Origin of the sequence: Pseudomonas sp. GD04091, from assembly GCF_029836165.1 — a bacterium.
GTDB lineage: Bacteria > Pseudomonadota > Gammaproteobacteria > Pseudomonadales > Pseudomonadaceae > Aquipseudomonas.
The window spans coordinates 272,194-294,414 of sequence record NZ_JAOEBG010000004.1; the positions used below are offsets into that span (position 1 = coordinate 272,194).

Consider the following 22,221-nt stretch of genomic DNA (forward strand, 5'->3'; position numbering starts at 1 on the left):
GCAGAGGAATGGCCATGAAAACAACAAGAACATGCCTTGCCCTGATCGTCTGTGTCTTCGCCGCCGCCTATGTGGCGGCGCTGACACGGCCACTGCCTGTTCCGCTGGCGTATTACTGCCAGGTCAATCACGCCCCTTGCTGGGCTCCCGTGTCGTACGGCCTGCGCCTGATGCCGTGAGCGCTGTGGCGCAGTGACACCGGCAACGTCTCAGCGTTGCTTGTCGCTGTGCGGATGCGGCCTGTTCTTGACCATCAGGAACAGCTTGATCCGGTCGCTCAGTTGCTGCAGCAGGTGACGGAAACCTTCATCGCCCTCTGTCCCGACCGGGTTGGCGAAACTCCAGGCAATGGTTTCGCTGGAATGCGGCAGCTGCGCCAGCTCGTCGGATTGCTTGTCGCAGAGATCGATCAGGTAGTCGAACGACTTCCCGGTGAAGTCCTCCAGCGGCTTGCTGTGCAGACCCGCCGTGGAAATGCCGGCATGTTCCAGCACCGCCAGGGTGCGGGGATCCACCGGGGCAGGGGTCACACCACCACTGAAGGCTTCGAAATGCTCAGGGTCTGCGTGACGCAGCACCGCTTCAGCGATCAATGAGCGGGCATCGTTGCCGATGCAGACGAACAGGACGCGCAGGCGTTGGGACATGAGCTCATACCCTTGGCGAATGACCAGGCCAGCTTAATCCCTGTGCCCCGGCTTCGTTTGACTGTAAGGAAAAATTCATCAAGCGGAAAATCGCCAAGCGTCGATGCGCACGCAACGTCCGGAGGATTTAAACTTCCCATATTGCGTGAGTGTCTTGGGGATGGGTGCGAGCGCGAAAGTTAAGTATGCGGCGCTGCTGCGAAAAACAAAATAGCGTTGATGGTTAATAAAGATTTTATTTGTTGCGCCTGCTGTTTTGGCCTGCATATTATTGCCGCCGTCTCTCACTTGAAACACGGGTGTTTAATGATGCAGCACACTTTGGTTACGCCTTTCATGTACGCAGGTTTTCGCATCGAGTTTGATAACCTCCTTGAGCATATTCGTTATGAACGGCGCGCGCTCGAACAAGAGCGGAAGTCCTTTCAGGCATTGCTTGACGAGCAGCTCGCCGGACTGGACGACGATGAGAAGGACGAGCTGCTTGGCAGCTATGAGGATGAAGGCTGGCGACTGAGCGAGGTATTTCCCGCATTGCAAGCATCATCTTCGTTCTTGCTGATTTACAGCCTGTTTGAGACGACCCTCGACAGAATCGTCGCTTGCTTTGCGACGCATGCGGATGATCTGGCGGCGGAGGGAGTAGAGCTGCGGTCGCAAAACCGTGGTATCGAGCGCGTCAAAAACATCCTGTCGAAACAGTATGGCCTGCCTCACTTGTTCACCGGCGCCGATTGGCAGGCGGTGAAAATGTTTGCGGGTCTGCGCAACGTGATCACTCATGCCGGCGGAGTGCTGGATCTGGATGATCGAAAGCATGATGCGATCTACCAGCATTTCAAAGGCAATAGCAAAATCTCCCTGCAGCACTGGAAAGAATCCGATCGGGCGAAAGTCACCTTGACCTTGGATTTTGTGGAAGAGGCCGTAACGTTGTTTCGTCGATTTGCACTCGGGTTGTGCAGCATCACCAAAGCAGACTTGCGAGCACAGGTTGGCGAGCACTGAACAATGCAATGGTGTTGACGGCCTCGTCTCTGTGCAGGCGAGGTGTGCCGGGTAGACAGTTGCGACTGAAACGGGCTGATCAACCATGCCGCTGCTGATTGTAAGCGCTCATTCGTTCTGTTTCAGCCACATTTTCCGGTAACTCTTCGACCGCGACACGAGCGACGGAATAATAGTTGGTCATGGCGCGGTCAATAAGGTCCCTGGCCGCCTCGCGGGGGTCAAACTCAACGTGGCTAGGGGCGTTGGGATCCATGTGTTTGGTGGCGTTCCTGGCATGGTTCATAAGTTGCCGGATTGAAGAAAGGGTGGTCTTTTCACTGGCCTCAAAGGAGCGGGCTATTCGTAGCGCGGCTTGGCTGAGGCTGTCCGCAGCGTGCGTCTGACCCGCTCGTTCAGCGAACTTTCCCAATAGCTCCTCCGCCGCGCCGGCCAAAGAGATTGCAGAAAAGTAGCGAGGCGTGGGATCCAGGTAATGAGCAATCGCCGAGTCGAGCAGTTCAACGGCAATTTCCAGCTTGGATACAGGTTGTCCTGGCATGTCCGATTCTCCTTGCACCTCAGAGGCGATGGGCCCGGTTCCTGGCTCATATCTGAGCTTCAGGAGATGGTGATGTTGTAGCAGGCTTTCGCCTCGTGTCGAGGTGATGACGGTGTTCTTGCATGTCACCCGGCTCACGCTTCAAGCAGCCTGCTTAAGGCCATCCTGGCCTCGGCTGTCCCCAGACGCTCGATGAATAGCCGACATTCGCGCCGCAATGTGGTCTGCAGCTGCACGCGCAAATCCTCCCTGAGCAGGCGCCTGCTGGCCCGCAGGGCGCCCTGGGGCATGGCCTGCAGTTCACGGGCCCGTCGCCTGGCCGCCGTCAGGCACTGTTCGCCCTCTTCATGCAGCGCATTGGCCAGCCCCCAGGCGACGGCCTGCTGGCCATCGAGCACGGCATTGCCCAGCAGCAGCTCAGCGGCGCGGGCATGGCCGAGCAGGCGCGGCAACAACAGGCTGGCGCCGAACTCCGGGCTCAGGCCAAGGGGTACGAACGGCATGCGCAGCCTGGCCGAGCGGCTGACCAGCACCTGGTCGCAATGCAGCAACAGGGTCGTGCCGATACCGATGGCGGGACCACACACCGCGGCGATCAGCGGCTTGTCCAGGGCGATGACCACCTGCATCAGGCGAAACACCGGGCTGTCCATACCTTGTGGCGGGTGGTCGAGGAAATCGCGCAGGTCGTTGCCGGCGGTGAAGCACGACGGCCCGCCGGTGACGAGTATGACCTGCACCCGAGGGTCGTCATCGGCAGCCAGCAGGCATTCGGCGAGCTGCTGGTACATCGCGAGGTTCAGGGCATTGAGCTTGTCGGGGCGGTTGAAGGTCAGGGTCAGCAGCCCCTGATCCAGGTCCTGTACGATCAATTCGGTCATGGCGGGTGGGATGTCTGGGAAAGGGAATGCCCCGGTCGCGACGACCGGGGCCCTTGGCTCAGCGGGTGCCGAGCTTGCGCAGGTTGCCCGGGGTGAACTCGTCCGCGCCGAAGTTGCTGGCGTTGAGCAGGGCCGGTTTCTGCCCGTCGAGCAGACGGTCGACCATGTACGAGCCGGCGATCAGGTCGTGGTAGATGCCCAGGCGCGCATGGAAGCGCTGGATGTCGAAGGCGTACACCGAGGTCTGCATGTTGGTGCGCCAGAGCTGGCCACGGCCATCGTAGTTGTCGGCCAGGGTCGCGGCCCAGCTGTCCTCGTCGATGTAGAACATGCGCTTGGCGTAGATGTGCCGGGCATTGGGCTTGAGCGTGGCCTGCAGCACCCAGACGCGATGCTTCTCGTAGCGCATCAGGTCGGGGTTGACGTGGCCGGCGGCGTTGATGATCTCGGCCTGGCTGACCTGCGGGCTGTCGATCTTGTAGTTGTTGTAGGGAATGTAGATCTCGCGCTTGCCGACGATGCTCCAGTCGTAGCGGTCGGTGGCGCCGTTGAACAGGCGATCCTCGTCATAGACCCGGAAGCCTCCCGCGCCGGTCGGCGAGTCGTAGCCCACCGTCGGCGCCCGGCGCACCCGACGCTGGCCCGGGGTGTACTGCCAGGCCTGACGCGGCTGCGCGGCGGCGTCGACGAACTCGTGGCCGACGATGATCTCGCCCTTCTTGCGCACCGGCTCCAGCGTCGTCAGCAGGAAGTCGGTGAACACGCCCTTGGCGCTCTGCGCGCTCTGCTTGGGGTCGGACCACAGCGAGTAGATCTTGTAGTTGACCTTCTCCAGCACCCGGTTGTTGTCGGCGTAGACCACCACCTGGTTGTAGTTGGCTTCCTCGGTGACCGCGCGGGCCTGCATGTTGTGGTTGAGGATCAGCTCGTTGCCGTTCTTCGGCACCGGGAAAGGCGAGGCGCCGAAGGCGTCGATCGCATCGTTGCCGTCGCTGCTGAGCTTGGCGTGCTGGGCGTTGCGGCTGATGGCCGCCTCGGTGTCCGGGTCGACGCGAAAGTCTCGGTGGCTGGGGTAGACCGGGATGCGGAACGTGCTCGGGTAGCGCTTGAGCAAGGCCTTTTGCCCGTCGGTGAGGTTGGCGGCGTACTGCTCCATGTTCTTCGCGTCGATGACGAACAGCGGTTTCTCGTCGGCGTAGGGGTCGGGGTAGGGCGTGCCGGGGCCGGCGAACTTGACCTGGGGCGGGGCGCCGCGCCATTTGCCGGTCCAGGCGGGGATGCTGCCGTCGGCGTTGCCGGCGCGCTCGGCGCCCATCGGCGTCAGGCCCGCGCCGAGGCTGGCGCCGGCGTCGACGTTGGCCTGCAGGGTCAGGCTGCTGCCGAGCAGGGTGACGGCGAGGGTGGTGCGCAACCAGGAATTCTTGAAGTCAGACATGTCGGTGATCCTCCATCGGTAGCTTCAGAACCGGTACTTGAAGTTGAGCGCGAGGTTGTCGCGATCGGCCAGGGGGGAGTTGTTGGCGTTGCCCAGGTACAGGTTGTAGAGGGCCTCGACGGTGAAGTTGCCGAGGTAGCGCCAGGTGGTGCCGACGCTGGCGCGGTCGTCGCCCTGGCCATAGTTGATCGAGCCGGAGAGGGCACTGTCGTGCTGGGCGGCGGTGCTGTAGGTGATCGGCACGGACATGTCCCAGCCGCTGAACACGTCGTTGTAGTCGAGGTTGACCTGCACCGTGTAGCCCCAGGCGTCGCGGTCGCTCACCAGGCTGTCGGTGCCGGGCAGGGTCATGCCGGGAAACAGGCTGAGCGGGTCGGAACGGTCGTTGTGCAGCACGGTGTTGTAGATCAGCTCGCCGGTCAGGGTGGTGTTGTCGGCGAAGGCGCTCGGGCCCAGCACATGGATGGCCGAGACCTGCGCCTGCAGCGTCCGGGCCCTTACCGCGCTGGAGAAACCGTTGTCGACCAGCACCGGCTGGCCGTCGCGGTAGCTCACCTCACCGGCCAGGCTGGTGTCGCCGAGCACGGTGGCGAAGCTGGCGCCATACAGGTCGATGTTGTCGAAGTAGCGGGCGCGGTAGAAGCCCAGGTCGCTCTGGAAGTCCAGGGTCGGGGCCTTGTCGTGGTAGCGCACGTAGTACAGGCCGAACTCGGTGTTGTTCAGCGAGGCGGCGCTGTAGCGCAGGGCCAGGCCGTACTGGCCGCTGTCGGCGGGCTCGTCGTCCTCCAGGCGGCTGACGAAACCGCTGGCGTCGCTGTAACCGCCACGGTCGATGTAGTCGGTGATGGAGAAGTAGCTGCCGACGCCGAACAGCTGGGTCTTCTCCCACTTGTACTGGTAGTAGGCCTCCAGATCCAGGTCGTCGGTCAGGCTGAACTGGGCGAACACCTGGCCGACCGGCAACAGCACTTCCTTGACCTCCACGCCGGGGGTCGTGGCCTTGGTCGCGTCCACCGGGCTCTGCGCGCCGGAAACGCCGGGGTAGAACAGGCTTTCGCCCCAGCTCACCACCTGGTCACCGACCCGCAGGTTGAGGTTGTGCCCGGCCATGTCGCAGGTGCCATAGGCGTAGGCATCGAGCAGGCGCAGGTCGTCCCGGTGCTGGTCGATGGTGTCCTGGGCGAAACGGTCCGGGCGGCTGCACACGCCGCTGGCGAAACAGTTGGAGGTGCCGGTGTCGTTGTCGTTGCCGCGGTCGTAGACCCGGTCGTAGAAGCCCGAGGCGCGCATGAACAGGCCGTAGTCGTCGCGCCAGCGCAGGTTGGCCTCGGTGAGAAAGCCGACGCGGTCGGTAATCAGGCTGCCTCGATCGAAGGCGTTGTCGCCGTCGTTGCCGTCGGCGTTGTTCACCAGTTTGTGATCACGCTTTTCGGTACGCCAGGCCAGGCTGTAGCTCAGGGTGGTGTCCCAGTCCACGCTCAACGCATCGCTGGGCTGGAAAGTCAGGGCACTGGCGCTCTGGCCGATGCCCCCGGCCAGCAGCAGGAGAGGGAGGCATACATGGGGCTTGAGCGGGTGGGGGGCGATTGTTGTTCTTATCATTTCGTCCTCGTGCGCGGGCAGTTCTGCCCGACCGGCATGCGGTTTGGGAGATGCAGCAGGGCCGACTATGGGACGCGCGCACCGCCACCAACATCGTCCGAGTGGACTACGCGTCGCGGCACTGGCGCGCTAGTCCCATCGGACGATGTTCACCCTCGTGGCGCGGCGGACCATGGCTTTTGGTCTGTCCCGAAGGAGGTACTTGCATGATCAGGTGGGATGAATGTTGCGATGTGCTGGTGGTGGGTTCGGGCGCTGGTGGCCTGACCGCCGCCTTGCGTGCCCATGACCTGGGTCTGGACACGCTGGTGGTCGAGAAGAGCGCGCAGTATGGCGGCACCTCGGCGGTGTCCGGCGGCGGGATCTGGATTCCTGACAATCACCGCATCGCTGCCCTGGGCGGCGCGGACTCGGCGGCCGAGGCCGTGGCGTACCTGCGGGCGGTGACCCAGGGCGAGGTCGACGACGAGCGTATCCAGGCCTATGTCGAACAGGGCCGGGCGATGGTCGAGTACCTCGAGCGCGACACCCGCGTGCGTTTCGAAGCCCAGGCGCAGTACACCGACTATTACCCGCACGTGCCTGGTGGCAAGGCCGGTTATCGCTCGATGGACCCGCTGCCGTTCGCTGCCGCGGCGCTGGGCGATGAGTTCCTGCGCATGCGCGAGCCGTCGCCCGGCACCCTGATGATGGGGCGCATGGCCATGACCATGAAGGAAGCGCGGGTGCTGCTGTGCCGTGGCAAGGGCTGGCTGGGCCTGACGGCGCGGGTGCTGTGGCGCTACTGGCGCGACCTTGAAGGGCGCCGCCTGTCGCGGCGCGATCGTCGCCTGACCCTGGGCAATGCCCTGGTCGGCGCCTTGCGCTGCTCGTTGCTCGACCGTGGCGTGCCGTTGTGGCTGAACTGCAGCCTGGATCAGCTGCTGATCGTCGAGGGCCGCATCGGCGGCGCCCGGGTCCTGCGCGACGGGCAGTGGCTGAACGTCAAGGCACGTCATGGGGTGATCATCGCCGCAGGTGGTTTCGAACGTAACCAGGCCATGCGTTCGCAGCATCACCCGCAGCCCTCCGAGGCGCGCTGGAGCGCGACGCCACCGTGCAACACCGGGGACGGCATCCGCGCGGCCCAGGCCGTCGGCGCACGCACCGCACTGATGGAACACAGCTGGTGGGCGCCCACCGTGCAGGTGGCGGGCGAGGAAAAACAGCGTGCGCTGTTCATCGAGCGCAATCTGCCCGGCTGCATCCTGGTCGACTCGGCGGGCGAGCGTTTCGTCAACGAGGGCGCGCCCTACAGCGACATCGTCTACGCCATGTACGGGCACAACCGCGACGGCGCCAGGAGCGTGCCGTGCTGGTTGGTGTTCGACGCCGACTACCGGCGCAAGTATCCCTGCGGCCCTTTGCTGCCGGGCTATGTCCAGCCCGACCGGCGCCTGCCCGCGCACTTGCGTGCGATGCTGTACAAGGCCGACGACCTGGCCACGCTGGCGGCGCGCATCGGTGTCGATGGCGCCGGCCTGGAACGCACCGTGCAGCGTTTCAATACCATGGCCATACAGGGGCGCGATGATGACTTCGGCAAGGGCGAGTCGTTGTTCGACCGCTATTACGGCGACCCTGGCGTGCAACCGAACCCTTGCCTGGCGCCGCTGCGCAAGGCGCCGTTCTACGCGGTGCGGGTGGATGCCGGTGATATCGGCACCAAGGGTGGCCTGCTGACCAACGGCGACGCCCAGGTGCTGCATGAGGACGGCTCGCCGATCCTCGGCCTGTACGCCATCGGCAACAGCGCCGCTTCGATGATGGGGCGCACCTATCCCGGCGCCGGCGCCACCCTGGGCCCGGCCATGACCTTCGGCTACCTGGCCGCCAACCATCTTCATGTGCATAGCCAACAGCGCCAGGGGCAGGTAGCCCCGGCCTCGAACGGGAGGTAACCATGCAAGCATCACAAGTGGCCCTGGTGACCGGTGCCAGCCGAGGTGTCGGGCGCGGCATCGCCCTGGCGCTGGGCGCGGCGGGCATGACGGTCTACATCACCGGGCGCATGCCGGGGCAGGGCGGCGCGATGCTCTACGGCCAGGCGCTGGCCAGTGACCTGCAGGGCACCGCCGCGGCGATCGACGCCGCCGGCGGGTGTGGGGTCGCCGTGGCCTGCGATCATGGCGACGACGAGCAGGTGCGGGCGCTGTTCCAGCGCATCGAGGTCGAAAGCGGGCGGCTGGATCTGCTGGTCAACAATGTGGCCCATGTGCATGAGCAACTGATCGAGCCGGGGCCGTTCTGGGAAAAGCCGCTGTCGCTGGTGCGCATCCTCGATGTCGGCCTGCGTTCGGCCTATGTTGCCAGCTATCACGCCGCGCCACTGTTGTTGCGCAGTGGCAGGGCGCTGGTGTGCTTCACCTCGTCGTTCGGTGCCGGGTGCTACATGCATGGGCCAGCGTATGGGGCACAGAAGGCCGGCTGCGACAAGCTGGCGGCGGACATGGCCGTCGATTTCGAGGGGCGCGGGGTGGCGGCGCTGTCCCTGTGGCTCGGCCCGCAACTGACCGAACGCACGCGCATCGCCGCCCAACAGCATGAAGAGCAGTACCGGGCATTCCTGGAACATGCCGAGACCCCGGGCTTCAACGGGCGCCTGATCCATGCGCTGCTCAACGATCCGCAACTGGCCGAGCTCAGCGGCCAGACGCTGATCAGTGCGCAGATCGCTGCGCGTTATGGCATCACCGAGGCGGACGGGCGTCAGCCGCCTTCCCACCATGCGCTGTTGGGCGAGCCGCGCAAGCAGCATCCGGCGCGGGTCATATGAACGCACATACGGGTCTGCCCGCGCAGGCGCGGGTAAACCCGTATGTGCAGCGGTGGTGCAAATCTCGTCCTATCCGGCCACACGGTCGCGCAACACCTGCTTGGCCACCTTGCCAGTGGCGTTGAGCGGCATGCTGTCGAGCACCTGCACCCGCCGTGGCACCTTGTAGTTGGCCATGTGCTCACGGCACCACGCCAGGAACGGCGCCTCGTCGATGCACTGTCCTGGGATCGGCAGCAGGAACGCCATCGCCACCTCGCCCAGGCGCTCGTCGGCCAGGCCGATCACCGCGGCCTGGGCGACCCCGGGGTAGCGCAGCAAGGTCTGTTCGATCTCTGCCGGGTACACATTGAAGCCACCCGTGATGAACATGTCCTTGAGCCTGTCGGTGATGCGCAGGTAACCCGCCTCGTCGAGCACGCCGACATCGCCGGTGTGCAGCCAGCCGTCGGCATCGATCGCCTCGGCGCTGGCGACAGGATCGTTCAGGTAACCCTGCATCAGGTTGTAGCCGCGCACCAGCACTTCGCCCGGCTGGTTGGCTGCGACCGTGCGCCCCTGCGGGCCGACGCAACGCACCTCGACACCCGGCATCGCCCGGCCACAGGTGGTGGCCACGCGCTCGGCGCTGTCACCGGCGCGGCAGAGGGTGACGAAGCCGCAGGTCTCGGTCAGCCCGTAGGCGGTGACGATGGTGCTGAAGCCCAGTTCACTGCCCATGCGCTGGATCATCTGCACCGGGATCGACGCGGCGCCGGTCACGGCAACGCGCAACGAGCCCAGGTCGTGGCGCGTGCGATGCGGGTGCGCCAGCAGCGACTGGTACAAGGTCGGCGGCCCAGGCAACACGGTGATGCGCTCGCGCTCGATGCATTCGAGTACGGCCTGGGCGTCGAACACCTGCTGCGGCAGCAGGGTGCAGCCACGCATCAGCGCAGCCAGCCAGCCGGCCTTGTAGCCGAAGGAGTGGAAGAACGGGTTGACGATCAGGTAGCGGTCGCCCCGACGCAGGCCGACGATCTCGCTCCAGTCGCGTACCACCCGCAGGTTCTGGCCATGACTGGTCATCACGCCCTTGGGCTTGCCCGAGGTGCCGGAAGTGAACAGCAGGTCCGACAGGGTTTCGCCGCTCACCTGCCGCTCACGCTCGAGCAGATGCGCTTCTGGTACCCGTTCGGCCAGGGCGAGGAAGTCGTCCCAGTCCAGGCCATCCCCTCGGACGCCTGCCGGGCGCAGGTGAATGACCTGGCGCAGCGCGGGCAGTGCCTGGCCGGCCAGCAGGGCCGGGTAGTCGGTGTCGAGGAAACGGCTGATGCAGAACAGCACGCAGGCACCGCTGTCGCGCAGTACCTGCGCGGCCTCGGACCCTTTCATGCGGGTGTTCAGCGGCACCAGGGTGGCGCCGACGCTGTGCAGCGCGCCGGCGGCGACGATCCACTCCCACAGGTTCGGCGCCCACACGGCCACCCGCGCCGCCACCGGCACGTCCAGGGCGAGCAGGGCGCGGGCGGCCTGGCGGCGCAGCTGGTCCAGGCGGCGATAGCTGAGTGTATGCCCAGGCTCTTCGATGGCCGGGCGCTCGCCGTGGGCCTCGGCGGCCAGGGCGAACAGTTGCGGGACGGTCTGGGCATTTTCCACGGGCGGCATGCGGCCTCCTCAGGCAGAGGATCGTTGAGCGGAGGGGAGGCCGGGCACCAGGCCCGGCCGGCTGGATCAGGCGCTGGGCGGCGCGAAGCGGCGGCCGGCGGAGAATCCGCCGTCCACGGCGATCATCTGGCCACTGACGAACGAGGCTTCGTCCGAGGCCAGGAACAGCGCGACGCTGGCCACTTCCTCCGGCTGCCCGGAGCGGTTGAGCATGTGCTGCGAGGCGAAGAAGGCATGGAATGCCTGTTGCTCGCGAACCATGCTGGTCATCGGCGTCTCGATCAGGCCCGGGCACAATCCGTTGACGCGGATGTTGGCATGGCCGTAGTCGATGGCCATGCTGCGGGTCAGCTGGTTGATGCCGCCCTTGGCGACGTTGTAGGCGACATTGCCGTCGCAGCCTTGCAGGCCGAAGATCGAGCCGATGTTGATGATCGAGCCGCCGCGCTGGGCCTGCATCTGCCCCAGCACGTGCTTGCTGGTGAGCATGCTGCCGGTCAGGTTGATGTCCAGGACGCGCTGCCAGTCGGCGCTGCTGGTACTGGTGACGCTGCCCTGGCTGGCGATGCCGGCGGCGTTGACCAGCACATCGAGGCGGCCGAAGCGCTGGATCACCTCGTGCATCACCTGGCGCACCTGTTCCTCGTCGCGCACGTCCAGGGTCATGAACAGACCAGGGCAATCCGCCGGTGCCTGGCCGACGTCCAGGCTGACCACCTGGGCGCCCTCGGCGCTGAAACGGCGCACACAGGCCAGGCCGATACCTGACGCCCCTCCGGTGACCACTGCGACCTTGTCTTGCAAACGAGCCATAGTCGAACCTCTGTCTTTTATTGTTGTGGAGCTGTTGCGCTGGCGAGTCTACCTGTTGCGTGGGCCGGCGGGATCGTCCGTAAGGACTACGGGCGATCAGCCGGGAAACTTCAGCCGCACCCGCGCGCCCTGAGGGCGGCCCTGACAGGCCAGGGTCCAGCCAGCCGCGAGCTCCGCGGTACTGAGCACGTCGTTGCGCGCCAGCCGCGCCTGGCCTTCCTCTACGGTGCACATGCAGGCGCCGCAGAAACCTTCCTCGCAGGAGAACGGCACCTCAAGCCCGGCCGAGCGGCAGCTCTGCAACAGCGTCGCACCGGGCGCCGGGGCGATTTCGTGGAGCACGCCATCGAGCTCCACCAGCAGTTGCTCGCAATCACTGTCGCCAGGCGGTTCATGGTTTTCGGTGGCTGCATCCAGCGGCGAGACGAAACGCTCGACGCGGATCCTGGCGCGTTCCTCGCCCAGTGCCAGCAAGGTGCTTTCCACGGTGTCCATGAAGGGGCCGGGCCCACAGATGAAGTAGTCCGCGCCTCGCCAGTGGCGTATCAGCTGGCGGACCTGGGCGGCGTCGAGAAAGCCCTGCAGGGTGTCCAGCACATGCATCACCTGCAGCTGCTCGGGGTGCATCCTGGCGAGCTGGCGCAGCTCGTCGCGGAAGATCACCGACGCTTCATCGCGGTTGGCGTACACCAGCAGCACGGGACGATCGCCGGCGTGCAGCACGGACTTGAGCAGGGAGAACACCGGCGTGATGCCCGAGCCGCCGCCGAACAGCACCAGCGCTCGACTGGCGTCGGCGGCCTGTTGCCGGTCAAGGCAGAAATGCCCGGCCGGGGGCAGCACGTCCAGCCAGTCGCCGACCTGCACGTGCTGGTTCATCCAGTTGGACACCAGGCCCCCGGCGACCCGCTTGATGGTCACCTTGAGCCGGTCCTCGGTCCAGGGCGAACTGGACATGGAGTAGCAGCGGGTCAGGCGCTTGCCATCCAGGGTTACCCGAAAGCCGAGAAACTGCCCGGGCTTGTAGGCCAATCGCTGTCGATGGGCTTCGGGCACCTCGAACAGCAGCGAACGGGCATCGGCAGTCTCATCGATCACGGCGCATACCTGCAGGCGCAGGGTATCCGCCGCGAGGGCAGCCTGAACGTGGTCCACGGTAGCCTGAAGGTCCATCTCAGATGCCACTGATCAGTTGCGCGTTGTCCACCCGCAGTTCGGCGCCATTGACGAAGCGCGACTCGTCGCTGGCCAGGAACAGCACCACGTTGGCGATATCGCGCGGCGCGCACATGCGGTTCATCGGGTCCTGGTCGAGCCGTTCCTGGGGGATTGGCTGGCCGCCGGCCAGGGCCTGGGTCATGGGGGTGTTGACGCCGTCTGGGTGCACGCTGTTGCAGCGGATGCGATAACCCTGTTCCTTGCAGTGACGGGCGATGGAGCGGGTCATGGCCGCCACCGCGCCCTTGGACGCTGAGTAGGCGCAGAACATCGGCATGGCCCCCAGGGCCGCCACCGACGACATGTTGATGATCGAGCCGCCCGCGTTTTTCTTCATGGCCTCGATGGCGTACTTGCAGCCGAGGAAGTAGCCATCGCCGTTGATCCGCTGCACCCGCTGCCAGAGTTCCAGGCTGGTGTCCTCGATGCTGCCTGTGGCAAGGATCGCGGCGTTGTTGACCAGCACGTCGAGGCGGCCGAAGTGGTCCAGGGTCGTGGCGATGACCTGCCGCCAGTCGCTTTCGCTGGCGATGTCATGGCGCAGGAACAGGGCGTGTTCGCCAATCTCGGCGGCCACCGCACGGCCGGCCTCCTCGTTGAGGTCGGTGAGCACCACCCGGGCACCTTCGCGGGCCAGCAGCAGGGCGTCTTCGCGGCCGATGCCGCTGGCGGCGCCGGTGACCAGGCAGACCTTGCCTTCTACACGTTGCATGGTTGTTCTCCTGTGGGGACGTGGGGATTGGCGGCGCGCCCAGCCACATGGGCCGCGGCGCGTCGACCGGAAAAGACGCAATCGGCCAGGGACAGGCCCGAGACATACAGGTTGGAGGCGACGCCTACCGCGCAGCGGCCGGCGGCGTAGAGGCCAGCGATCGGCTGGCCGTGCTCATCGAGTACCGCGCCACTCTGTTCGTCGACCCGCAGGCCGCCCAGGGTCAGGGTCGGGCAGGGGAACAGGCGGCTGGCGTAGGACAGGTCCAGGCAATACCAGGGGCCTTGGGACAGGTCGTGGCGCATCGCTGGTGACTTGCCGTGCAGGTCGGCGATTTCGCCACGGGCGGCGCGGTTGTAGCTGTCGACGCTGTGGCGCAAGGCCGCGGGCGGTAGTTTGCAGCGTGTGGCCAACTGCGCCAGGCTGTCGCCGCGGCGGCAGTTCAGCAACAGGTTGAGCAGCACTGGCAGGCGCTGGAACGACCACACCTTGCCTGGTCCGACCTGTCGCAACGCCTCGTTGCGCAAAGTGCGGTCGAGGATCAGCAGGGCGCGGCCGTCCTGTTCCTCGACCATGGCATGGCCCAAGGTGGCGCCGTACAGCTCTTCATTGCCATAGCGTTGCCCACGGGCGTTGACGATCAGCCCGCGGGCCCAGGCCAGCGGCGGGTTGATGAAGCGCCAGGCGCTGACCTTGTCCATGCGCCCGAGGTTGCCGCCGACACTGCAACCCAGGGCGATACCGCTGCCGTCGCAGCCGTTGCCGCCCAGCGGCAGGCCATCGAGGTAGCGCGGGGCGTGCTGACGCAGCATGTCGCGATTGAGCACGAAACCGCCGCTGGCCAGCAACACGGCTCGCCGAGCGCGCACGCGCAACGGCTGGGCGTGGCGCTGTTCGAGTTGGCGCATGCGTGCACGCAGACGCTCGGACAGCGCCGGCGCGTACAGCTGCACGGCATTGGCCCAGCGCGCCAGGCGGGCATGCTGGCGCGCCGCGCGACTGTCCGGGGCAAGCTGCCAGGCCTCGACCCCGACCACCTGGGCGTGGCGATCGACGATCAAGCGCCGAACCGCGCACTGGCTACGCACCTCGACGCCGAGGCGCCGCACGCTGTCGGCCAGGGCCTTGAACAGACTGGCCCCGGAGAGCCCCTTGCCTTTGCAGCGATGCCCACGCGGCGCGGGGGATGCCGCGGCGGCGTAGGCCGGTACGGCCTCGTTGCCGGAGTAGTAGAGGTAGTAGCGGTCGCTGGGGTAGGAGGTCTTGTGCGGTGCAAGGCTGCCTTTGAATACCGCGCCCTGGCGCTGCAGCCACTCCAGTTGCTCGAGGCTGGCGTCGCAGAACGCGCGCAGGGTCGCTTCGCTGACCGCTTCACCCACCTCCTGACGCAGATAGGCGAACATCGCCTGGCGATTGTCCTGGCAGCCGGCCTGCGCCTGCTGAGGCGTTCCGCCCCCCGCATAGACCACGCCACCGCTTAGGGCCGTGGCGCCGCCACCAGCGAAGCGCTCCAGGACCAACACCTCCAGCCCGTGGCTGGCAGCCTCGATGGCTGCGCAGGCACCGGCACCACCAAAGCCGACCACCACCAGGTCGGCCTGCTGCTGCCAGCGCACCTGCTCGGCACTGTCGACGCGCAGCGGCGCCATGTTCGCCTGCCCGCTCATGGCCGCGCCTCAGCCGGCACTGGCCACGGCGGGCGCGGGCAGGGCAGTGGTGGTGTAGTGCCCGTCCAGGTATACCAGCGGGGTGATGGCCGGGGTGTTGCGAATGCGCAGGATACGGCCGATGAAGATGGTGTGGGTGCCGTAGGCGAACTGACCGTCCTGACGGCAGAGGATGGATGACTGGGCATCGTCCAGGTAAGGGATGCCCTCGTCGCTGGTCAGCCACCGCCCCTGGCCGAACCGCGCCTCGCCCTTGATGCTACCGCTGCACAGGTGCGCGAGGTGCTGCTGTTCCACCCCCAGGATGTTGACGCAGAAACTTGCGCCCGCGGCCAGCGCCGCGTGCGGCGAGGCGCTCTGGTTGACGCAGATCAGCAGCGAGGGCGGCTCGGTGCTCAGCGAGTCGACCGCCGTGGCGGCCATGGCGAAACGCTGACTGCCGTCGCTGGTACTGATGATGGTCACGGACTTGGCCAGACGGCGCATGGCCTGGAGCATGTCGGCTTTCAGAGTGTTGTCGTTCATCGCACGGCCTCGGGTTGCGGGTTCGGTGCGATGGATTCTTGCAGTCGAGGGGAGGGCGGGCATCGTCCGACGGGACTAGGCATGGCGCGCCGGATGCCTGGTTGACGGTGCGTGCCGCCCGGCCTGAACCGGTGTCTGGTTCAGGCCGGGGAAGGAGCAAGGTCAGGCGGTGAAATCAGTGGAAAGCGACAATTCCCGCCATTGCGCCAGTTCCTTCGCGACCGCGGCGTTCTTGGCCTCGATGCGCGCGACGGCATCGCTGCCCAGGGCCAGCCGCAGTGGCGGATTCGGGGTGTTGGCCAATACCAGCAGCGCTTTGGCCAGCTTCGCCGGATCGCCGGGCTGGGCATGGTTGGCGGCCGCGGCGTGGCTACGCATGACGCCGACGGTCTCGGCATAGTCCGCCAGCTCCAGGCCTGTTTTGACCAGCGATTGCTCATCGAGAAAATCGGTCCGGAAGAAACCGGGCTCGACCACGGTCACCTTGATCCCCAGGGGGGCGAGCTCCTGGTGCAACGCTTCGCTGATACCTTCGACGGCGAACTTGGTCGATCCGTAGACCCCCCAGCCCATATAGGCCTGATAGCCGCCGAGCGAGGAGATGTTGAGCACATGGCCAGCGCGCTGGCGACGCATGTGAGGCAGGACGGCGCGGGTGACGTTGAGCAGGCCGAAGACGTTGGTGGTGAACAGCCGCTCGGTTTCCTCGGCGCTGGTTTCCTCGACCGCACCCAGCACGCCGAAGCCGGCATTGTTGACCAATACGTCGATACGCCCGAAGCGCTCGATACCGGCGGCCACCGCCGTGTGGGCAGCCTGTTCATCGGTCACGTCCAGGCGCACCGCCAACAGGTTCGAGTGCTGGCCCAGCCGGGCCACGATGTCTGCCGGGTTGCGTGCCGTCGCGATGACCGCATCGCCAGCCGCCAGGGCCTGCTGGGCGATCAAGGTACCGAAACCACGGGAAGCGCCAGTGATGAGCCAAGTACGCATGTGCAACTCCTCCTGTATCCGACCGCGCACCTTGCGGGGCCTTCTTGATGAGTTGTACGCACTTTAAAATGCCGAGACTCGTGTGATAATCCCATCAATCCTATATAGGCTTTTGAGAAAATCTCATAGATGAAGCTCTCCAGCACCGCTGACCTGTCGATGTTTCTGTGTATCGCCCGGCATCTCAATCTGAGCCGTGCCGCAGTGGAACTGGGGCTGACGCCGTCAGCTCTGAGCCACGCATTGCGTCTTCTTGAAACGCGCCTCGACGTACGCCTGTTCAATCGCACGACGCGAAGCATGGCGCTGACCGAGGCAGGGGAACGCCTTTACCTGCGACTGCAGCCTGCGTTTCGCGACATCGCCGATGCACTGGAAGACCTGAACCATTTCCGCGACAAGCCTTCGGGCAATCTGCGGATCACGGCGGGCAGGGCAGCAGCGGAACTCGCGCTGCTGCCGCTGGCCAGCCGCTTCCTGAGTGCCTATGCGGATATACGCCTGGAAATCGTCAGCGACGATGCGTTGGTGGATATGGTCAAGGAGGGTTTCGATGCCGGCGTGCGGTTGGGTGAGCGACTGCAGGCAGACATGATCTCATTGCCGATCGGCCCGAATCTGCGGTCGGTGGTGGTCGGTTCGCCCACGTTCTTCGAGCGTCATCCAGCCCCCCAACACCCCGAAGACCTGAAGGGGCTGCCGTGCATCGGGCACCGCTTCCCGAGTGGGGCGCTTTATCGGTGGGAGTTCGAACGGGGTGGCCTGCCGCTGGAGGTCGAAGTGCAGGGACCCTTGATACTTGGTGATGTCAGCCTGATGCTGGCGCCGGCCATGCAGGGGCTTGGCCTGGCCTATGTGTTCGAAGACATGGCGAAGGCACACCTGGAGCGCGGCGAGTTGCAGCAGGTGCTAGGCGACTGGTGTGCCTATTATCCGGGATTGCACCTGTACTATCCGAGCCGAAGGCAGGTGCCCGCAGCATTGAGGGCATTCATAGACTTTGCGCGTGAATCTCATCGAGCGGTGGTGTGATTGGGTTTTATATAACTCAACTAAACAGTTATTTAGTTTAGTTATAATCAAGGGCAATTAAAAGAAGGGGAAGACAAGGCTATCGACTGCTTCGCCCAACTGCAAGAAGCGCCTGAAATGCAGCTTTAGCAGCTTCTTCAGCCTCTTTGATCTGGTTGAGAGCCGTCATTAAATGTAGGTCAATCACTTCCTGCGTTTCTTTATCCGCTAGATCTCCAAGCAAACCGACGAATTGCTTCAAACGATTTACTTGGGAAAAGGCGTTTGCCAGGCTGCTGCTTGTGGCTTCGCTGAAGAAGTCAGCTTTGTCCAAGAACTGTGAAGGAAGGTCGATCGTAATCGCCGGTGCCTTTTCGGCCAGTCGACGCCGAGCTTCTTTATCCTCACGCAAAGCACCAATCAGCGGATCGCTGCCGGTTGGGAAAAGATCGCTCCTGAATTTGGAAATTTGGACGTGTGCAGCTCCGACTGGTGTCGTCATAATCTGAGCAAGAAGCCTAGCACTGGCCTTACGTTCAAGACCCCGTTGATGCTTGTCGAAGAGCCAAACGCACAGAGCAATGACTGCGGCAGCGGCAGTCGCCACAGCGCTGATTGCATCCCAGTCAATTTCCCAGTCTGTACAAAGCCACATTCCATTTCTCCGGCGTAGAGTGAAAGCAACAGCGTTGCTGAAGGCCGGCATTCAAGCATGCGCAGAAAGCATCGCCAAGCGATGCCTGTGCGAGCTGCAGCAAGGTGATCGAGGCCAGGGCCTGGCTTCAAATCTGGCCAACCCACGCCCCGGCAGCTCCATACGAAGGTGCGCATAATGTATATTATGTTAAATTAGATACGCTTGGAGACAATCACCCACGTGCCCGTTTCCACCAACCCCGATCGCTTTTCCACAGAAATCCTTACCCACCCTTAAGTCGCCGTGTCACGCCCTCTGTTACTGGGAAACCAACCGCGAAATCAGTTTCCCCAAACCTCCAAGTCTCCGCTCGCTAGCGGGTCGCGTGAGTGGCAATGAATCCATACCCTGTCAGTCTTCTACCCAATCCACGACTTTCACCTCGTCGCCGATGTAAAACCGCATCAGATCCTGCCCGACCAAGAGCTGGCCTTTGGGCCATTCTTTCTGCGCGCGCGCCTTCAACGCTGCGTCGGTATTGGTTTCATCCTGTGGGCCTGGACGTGAGATATGGGAGAATACCGCTACTTTGGGGTTAGCCTTGGCAAAGACCATTCCCGCTTCTTCAGGACTGGTATGGTGAGCCCTGTTCGGCTTGGTCCAGGCCTCGTCGAGGTGGTGAGACGAAATGATACCGACCTCATGTACCAACAGGTCGACGCCTTTGGCGTTATCGATCACCCTTTGGTCATATTTGGTGTCGCAGGACAGCGTCACCGCACGACCGTTGTACTCAATACGAAACCCATAACTCGGCTTGATCGCTTCGCCATGGTTGACCTCGAAGGCGATGACCTTCACGCCGTTCTTGTTGAATATCACGCCCGGGCCTGAAAAGGTGTGTGTGTTTATCTGTTCAGCCGTTGCGCCAACTTCGTTATCAGCCCGGCGGATTTTCAGGTCTGGCGCCATCATCTCTTTCATTCCGGCGGCCACCGTTTCAATACCGACTGGGCCGTATAACTCAAATGGGGTGATGCGTCGGTTCTGCGGGCTCGGCAATAAGCTTGTGGCCCATAAGTCAGGCAGGCCGTTGAGATGATCAGAGTGGAAATGGGAAATGAATGTCGCACTCACCTGCCCTAACGGGATGTCTAACTGGGACAGCCGAATGGCATTGCCGCGTCCTGCATCGAAGACTAGATTCAGCCCGTTGGCCTGCACCAAGGTTGAATAGCCAAAGCGCTTGGCGCTCAATGTCGGCGTGCCGGTACCGAGCAATGTGACGACGATGTCAGCCGCTTCTGGCTCCAGGCCTGCAGGTGTCTGCGCAAATGCTGCAACGCTGGTCGCCATAGGCATAGCGCACGCTACAAGCAAAGAAAAAATCTTGTTTTTCATTTTATATTCCGCGAGGCGATATATTGATTTTTTAGTTCCAGGCTTTACTGCGTATTATAGGCAGGTGCCAATCCCCATCATGTCCTGTCCGCGCACGGCTCAACAACTTGCGTGTTGTCAAATAGGACATGTGGCACTTAGCTAATCTTAGAGCTGGAGAATTAAAAAGTGCAAATATCTTAACCAGCCAGCGATTTTGGTTATCGCCTGGCAGGCTGGGCTTTCAGTTGTTCTCGCGCATAGGATAAATAAAAAGCATGCCCGATTAAGCATTATGCATACGGACTGGAAACTACCGTTCTACCCTTACGTCAATGAGCCGACTCGCCGCAGCATCAGGGCTGCCTCAGGGGGCTTGCCGTCAAGTTTCTTGATGCAGTGAGGCATATTCAGCCTGCTGCTGCGGTGTAGCGCTTGAGCCGCGCGCCCATTGAGCGCGCGGACAAGACAAGCAGTTACTCACGTACCTTGTCAGTGAGCGCGACCGAATTCAGTCCGGAGTCTGTTCCGCGGCCGTATCGGCGACGGGAGCAGAGACGCGCTCTTTTGACTTCGCACGCTTTCGGCGGTCTTGGCTGCGTTGCCGCGATGCCTGCTGCTTAGCATGTAACGCCTGAGCGGCAGTCACAGTGCCGGCTACTTGACCGCTCAAGTCCAAGCGCGGCGCATTCTCCACCATGCTTGCCCAGTATCGTGCTCCCCGGCACCAGGTCGAGATGCCCAGTTTGAGCTGTTCACGGGTTATGCCGAGCAGCTCCAGATGCTGTTCGGCATCCTTGAAAATGCCCTCCTTGAGCGGAACCTTGGGGGCCGGATTGACAGGAAAGGCCAATGGAAAATGCTTCTGCAATGGCCAGATCGCTTCCAGCGCCGGGTCTTGCTCACGAGGCTTCGCCTGTGGGGAAGGCTTTCGCTTGGGGTGGGTCGAGCCACCGGTCTTTGCCTGCTCTTTCTCAGCCCGCAGGCGGTCACGTAACTCAGCTAGTTGTTCAAAACCCATCATTCAATTCACTGCTAGAAGTTGATTGCGTGGGGCAAGGATATTCCATGCAGCCCGTGGAAGCAGCTGAAACAGGACAAATCGCCGCTGTTTTCGTGGCCGCGCGCCCGACGCCACCGCGCTACCGCGCCGCGCTGGCCCAATGCGATAAGCAAAACCGATAACCGCTTAACGATTTCCCGGAGGCGGCCCGCATCGCCCCGGCCTTACAGTCGCCACACGCCGAGACCCGGCAAGGTGTGTCCCCGCAGGTCCTGCAATCCAGGGATTTCACCATTACAAGAACAAGAGGTGACACGCATGCTCAAGCCTACTGTCGACACAAGTGTCGATGTCAAAGACTGGATCGATAATCGCCCTCTCGCAGCCTACCAGTGGTCGATCCTGGCCCTGTGCTTTCTGATTGTCCTGTTCGATGGATTCGACGTGGCCGTCATGGGCTTCATCGCACCGTCGCTGATGCAGGACTGGGGGTTGTCACGTACAGCCTTCGGCCCGGTCATGAGCGCGGGCATGATCGGTCTTGCGGTCGGCGCACTGACCGCAGGCCCCTATGCCGACCGCCTGGGTCGCAAGAAGGTGCTGCTGCTCGCCGTCACCGGGTTCAGCGTGCTCAGCCTGGCCTGTGCGTTTGCCCGCAACCCCTACGAACTTGCCGTGCTGCGCCTGTTGACCGGCATCGCACTGGGCGCCGCGATGCCGAACTGTACGACGCTCCTGGCCGAGTTCCTGCCCGAGCGTAGTCGCTCGCTGCTGATCACCATCATGTTCACCGGCTTCAACATGGGCTCTGGGCTGGGCGGATTCCTGGCAGCCTGGCTGATCCCGCAATACGGCTGGCAATCGGTACTGCTGGCAGGCGGCATCCTGCCGCTGGCTCTGGTGCCGGTGCTGTGGTGGTGGTTGCCCGAGTCGCCGCGTTTTCTCGCCGCTCGCAAGGCGCCTGCAGAGCAGATTGCGGCGGTGCTGCGCAAGCTGGGCGGGCATTTCACCGAAGGTACCCGCTTCATCAACAGCGAACCGGCCGTGCAACACAAGGCGCCAGCCCGGCAATTGTTCAGCCAGCCCTATCGTCTCGGCACACTGGCACTGTGGCTCACTTACTTCATGGGCCTGCTGGTGATCTATCTGACCATGGGCTGGCTGCCGACGCTGCTGCGTGATGGCGGCCTGTCCATCGAGCGTGCCGCGACCATCACCGGCATGTTCCAGATCGGCGGTACCGTAGGTGCCATTCTGGTCGGCTGGATCATGGATCGGCGCAACCCCAATCGCGTCATCGCCGTCGCCTACGCCTTGGGCGGGATGTGCATCGTCGGCCTTGGCGCCCTGAGCCTGGAGTCGAGCCTGCTGATCGTCGGCGTCACCCTGGCCGGGTTCTGCATGAGCGGTGCGCAGACCGGCCTGAACGCCTTCGCCCCGGGCTACTACCCCACTGAGTTTCGTGCCACCGGCGTAAGCTGGATGCTCGGCATCGGCCGCTTCGGCGCCATCTTCGGCTCGCTCATCGGTGGTGCCGTGCTCAGCCTGGGCCTGGGCCTGCCACTGCTGTTCACCTTCCTTGGCCTGCCGGCGTTCGTCGCCGCCTTGGCGATCCTGGCCAACGGCCACGCCCGGCGTCGCGCCAACCCGGCGGTTGCCGCGCAATAAGCAGAATCAGAGGACCTT

General features: G+C 63.8%; 21 protein-coding genes. 6 read left to right on the forward strand and 15 right to left on the reverse strand.

Features of this window, described 5'->3' with window-relative positions; genetic code table 11:
* Window positions 1-14 precede the first annotated feature (14 nt).
* Window positions 15-179 carry a hypothetical protein gene (locus N7422_RS07830; RefSeq protein WP_279806008.1) on the forward strand — a complete coding sequence of 55 codons (165 nt, stop codon included), beginning with the start codon at window positions 15-17 and terminating at the stop codon, window positions 177-179.
* A gap of 30 nt (window positions 180-209) precedes the next feature.
* Here the strand turns inward: N7422_RS07830 and N7422_RS07835 are convergent, their stop codons facing one another.
* Window positions 210-647 (reverse strand): arsenate reductase ArsC, encoded by a 438-nt coding sequence (locus N7422_RS07835; protein WP_279806009.1) that lies wholly within the window; start codon window positions 645-647, stop codon window positions 210-212.
* A 219-nt stretch (window positions 648-866) separates the two neighbouring features.
* On the opposite strand from N7422_RS07835, the gene N7422_RS07840 reads away from it, so the two are divergent.
* The gene (locus N7422_RS07840; RefSeq protein WP_279806011.1) at window positions 867-1,655 is read left to right on the forward strand and encodes a hypothetical protein; all 789 of its coding nucleotides are present in this window, start codon (window positions 867-869) and stop codon (window positions 1,653-1,655) included.
* 79 nt (window positions 1,656-1,734) lie between these two features.
* On the opposite strand, the gene N7422_RS07845 is transcribed toward N7422_RS07840, so the two are convergent.
* The 4 genes from N7422_RS07845 to N7422_RS07860 all read right to left on the reverse strand — a co-directional run bounded on the left by N7422_RS07845 (window position 1,735) and on the right by N7422_RS07860 (window position 6,114).
* On the reverse strand, window positions 1,735-2,196 hold the full coding sequence (locus N7422_RS07845; RefSeq protein WP_279806012.1) for a hypothetical protein: 462 nt from the start codon (window positions 2,194-2,196) through the stop codon (window positions 1,735-1,737).
* Window positions 2,197-2,330: 134 nt separating this feature from the next.
* Entirely contained in the window at window positions 2,331-3,077 is a 747-nt protein-coding gene (locus N7422_RS07850) for an enoyl-CoA hydratase-related protein (RefSeq protein WP_279806013.1), read from the reverse strand.
* A gap of 58 nt (window positions 3,078-3,135) precedes the next feature.
* On the reverse strand, window positions 3,136-4,512 hold the full coding sequence (locus N7422_RS07855) for a DUF1329 domain-containing protein (RefSeq protein ID WP_279806014.1): 1,377 nt from the start codon (window positions 4,510-4,512) through the stop codon (window positions 3,136-3,138).
* Between the two features lie 24 nt (window positions 4,513-4,536).
* Entirely contained in the window at window positions 4,537-6,114 is a 1,578-nt protein-coding gene (locus tag N7422_RS07860; RefSeq protein ID WP_279806015.1) for a DUF1302 family protein, read from the reverse strand.
* Between the two features lie 206 nt (window positions 6,115-6,320).
* Here N7422_RS07860 and N7422_RS07865 point away from each other — a divergent pair, with 206 nt between their 5' ends.
* Entirely contained in the window at window positions 6,321-8,054 is a 1,734-nt protein-coding gene (locus N7422_RS07865; protein ID WP_279806016.1) for an FAD-binding protein, read from the forward strand.
* Window positions 8,055-8,056: 2 nt separating this feature from the next.
* Complete coding sequence (locus N7422_RS07870; RefSeq protein WP_279806017.1) at window positions 8,057-8,929, forward strand: SDR family NAD(P)-dependent oxidoreductase; 873 nt, start codon at window positions 8,057-8,059, stop codon at window positions 8,927-8,929.
* A 69-nt stretch (window positions 8,930-8,998) separates the two neighbouring features.
* Here the strand turns inward: N7422_RS07870 and N7422_RS07875 are convergent, their stop codons facing one another.
* The 7 genes from N7422_RS07875 to N7422_RS07905 form a co-directional block, all read right to left on the reverse strand.
* Window positions 8,999-10,576, reverse strand: a complete 1,578-nt coding sequence (locus N7422_RS07875; RefSeq protein WP_279806019.1) for a FadD3 family acyl-CoA ligase — start codon at window positions 10,574-10,576, stop codon at window positions 8,999-9,001.
* A gap of 66 nt (window positions 10,577-10,642) precedes the next feature.
* Window positions 10,643-11,389: an SDR family oxidoreductase gene (locus tag N7422_RS07880; RefSeq protein WP_279806020.1), complete on the reverse strand. Its 747-nt coding sequence runs from the start codon at window positions 11,387-11,389 to the stop codon at window positions 10,643-10,645.
* A gap of 96 nt (window positions 11,390-11,485) precedes the next feature.
* Complete coding sequence (locus N7422_RS07885; RefSeq protein ID WP_279806021.1) at window positions 11,486-12,562, reverse strand: ferredoxin--NADP reductase; 1,077 nt, start codon at window positions 12,560-12,562, stop codon at window positions 11,486-11,488.
* 1 nt (window position 12,563) lies between these two features.
* The gene (locus N7422_RS07890; RefSeq protein WP_279806023.1) at window positions 12,564-13,319 is read right to left on the reverse strand and encodes a glucose 1-dehydrogenase; all 756 of its coding nucleotides are present in this window, start codon (window positions 13,317-13,319) and stop codon (window positions 12,564-12,566) included.
* On the reverse strand, window positions 13,307-14,986 hold the full coding sequence (locus N7422_RS07895) for an FAD-binding protein (RefSeq protein ID WP_279806025.1): 1,680 nt from the start codon (window positions 14,984-14,986) through the stop codon (window positions 13,307-13,309). The genes N7422_RS07890 and N7422_RS07895 overlap by 13 nt, the downstream gene beginning before the upstream one ends.
* 9 nt (window positions 14,987-14,995) lie before the next feature.
* Window positions 14,996-15,511 (reverse strand): flavin reductase family protein, encoded by a 516-nt coding sequence (locus N7422_RS07900; protein WP_279806026.1) that lies wholly within the window; start codon window positions 15,509-15,511, stop codon window positions 14,996-14,998.
* Between the two features lie 162 nt (window positions 15,512-15,673).
* Window positions 15,674-16,504, reverse strand: a complete 831-nt coding sequence (locus tag N7422_RS07905; RefSeq protein WP_279806028.1) for an oxidoreductase — start codon at window positions 16,502-16,504, stop codon at window positions 15,674-15,676.
* A gap of 129 nt (window positions 16,505-16,633) precedes the next feature.
* Here N7422_RS07905 and N7422_RS07910 point away from each other — a divergent pair, with 129 nt between their 5' ends.
* The gene (locus N7422_RS07910) at window positions 16,634-17,536 is read left to right on the forward strand and encodes a LysR family transcriptional regulator (RefSeq protein ID WP_279806030.1); all 903 of its coding nucleotides are present in this window, start codon (window positions 16,634-16,636) and stop codon (window positions 17,534-17,536) included.
* Window positions 17,537-17,615: 79 nt separating this feature from the next.
* On the opposite strand, the gene N7422_RS07915 is transcribed toward N7422_RS07910, so the two are convergent.
* The 3 genes from N7422_RS07915 to N7422_RS07925 form a co-directional block, all read right to left on the reverse strand.
* Window positions 17,616-18,170, reverse strand: a complete 555-nt coding sequence (locus tag N7422_RS07915; RefSeq protein ID WP_279806031.1) for a hypothetical protein — start codon at window positions 18,168-18,170, stop codon at window positions 17,616-17,618.
* Window positions 18,171-18,563: 393 nt separating this feature from the next.
* Complete coding sequence (locus N7422_RS07920) at window positions 18,564-19,553, reverse strand: MBL fold metallo-hydrolase (protein WP_279806032.1); 990 nt, start codon at window positions 19,551-19,553, stop codon at window positions 18,564-18,566.
* Between the two features lie 490 nt (window positions 19,554-20,043).
* The gene (locus tag N7422_RS07925) at window positions 20,044-20,553 is read right to left on the reverse strand and encodes a ProQ/FinO family protein (protein ID WP_279806070.1); all 510 of its coding nucleotides are present in this window, start codon (window positions 20,551-20,553) and stop codon (window positions 20,044-20,046) included.
* Between the two features lie 300 nt (window positions 20,554-20,853).
* On the opposite strand from N7422_RS07925, the gene N7422_RS07930 reads away from it, so the two are divergent.
* Complete coding sequence (locus N7422_RS07930; protein ID WP_279806033.1) at window positions 20,854-22,203, forward strand: aromatic acid/H+ symport family MFS transporter; 1,350 nt, start codon at window positions 20,854-20,856, stop codon at window positions 22,201-22,203.
* Window positions 22,204-22,221: the final 18 nt, after the last annotated feature.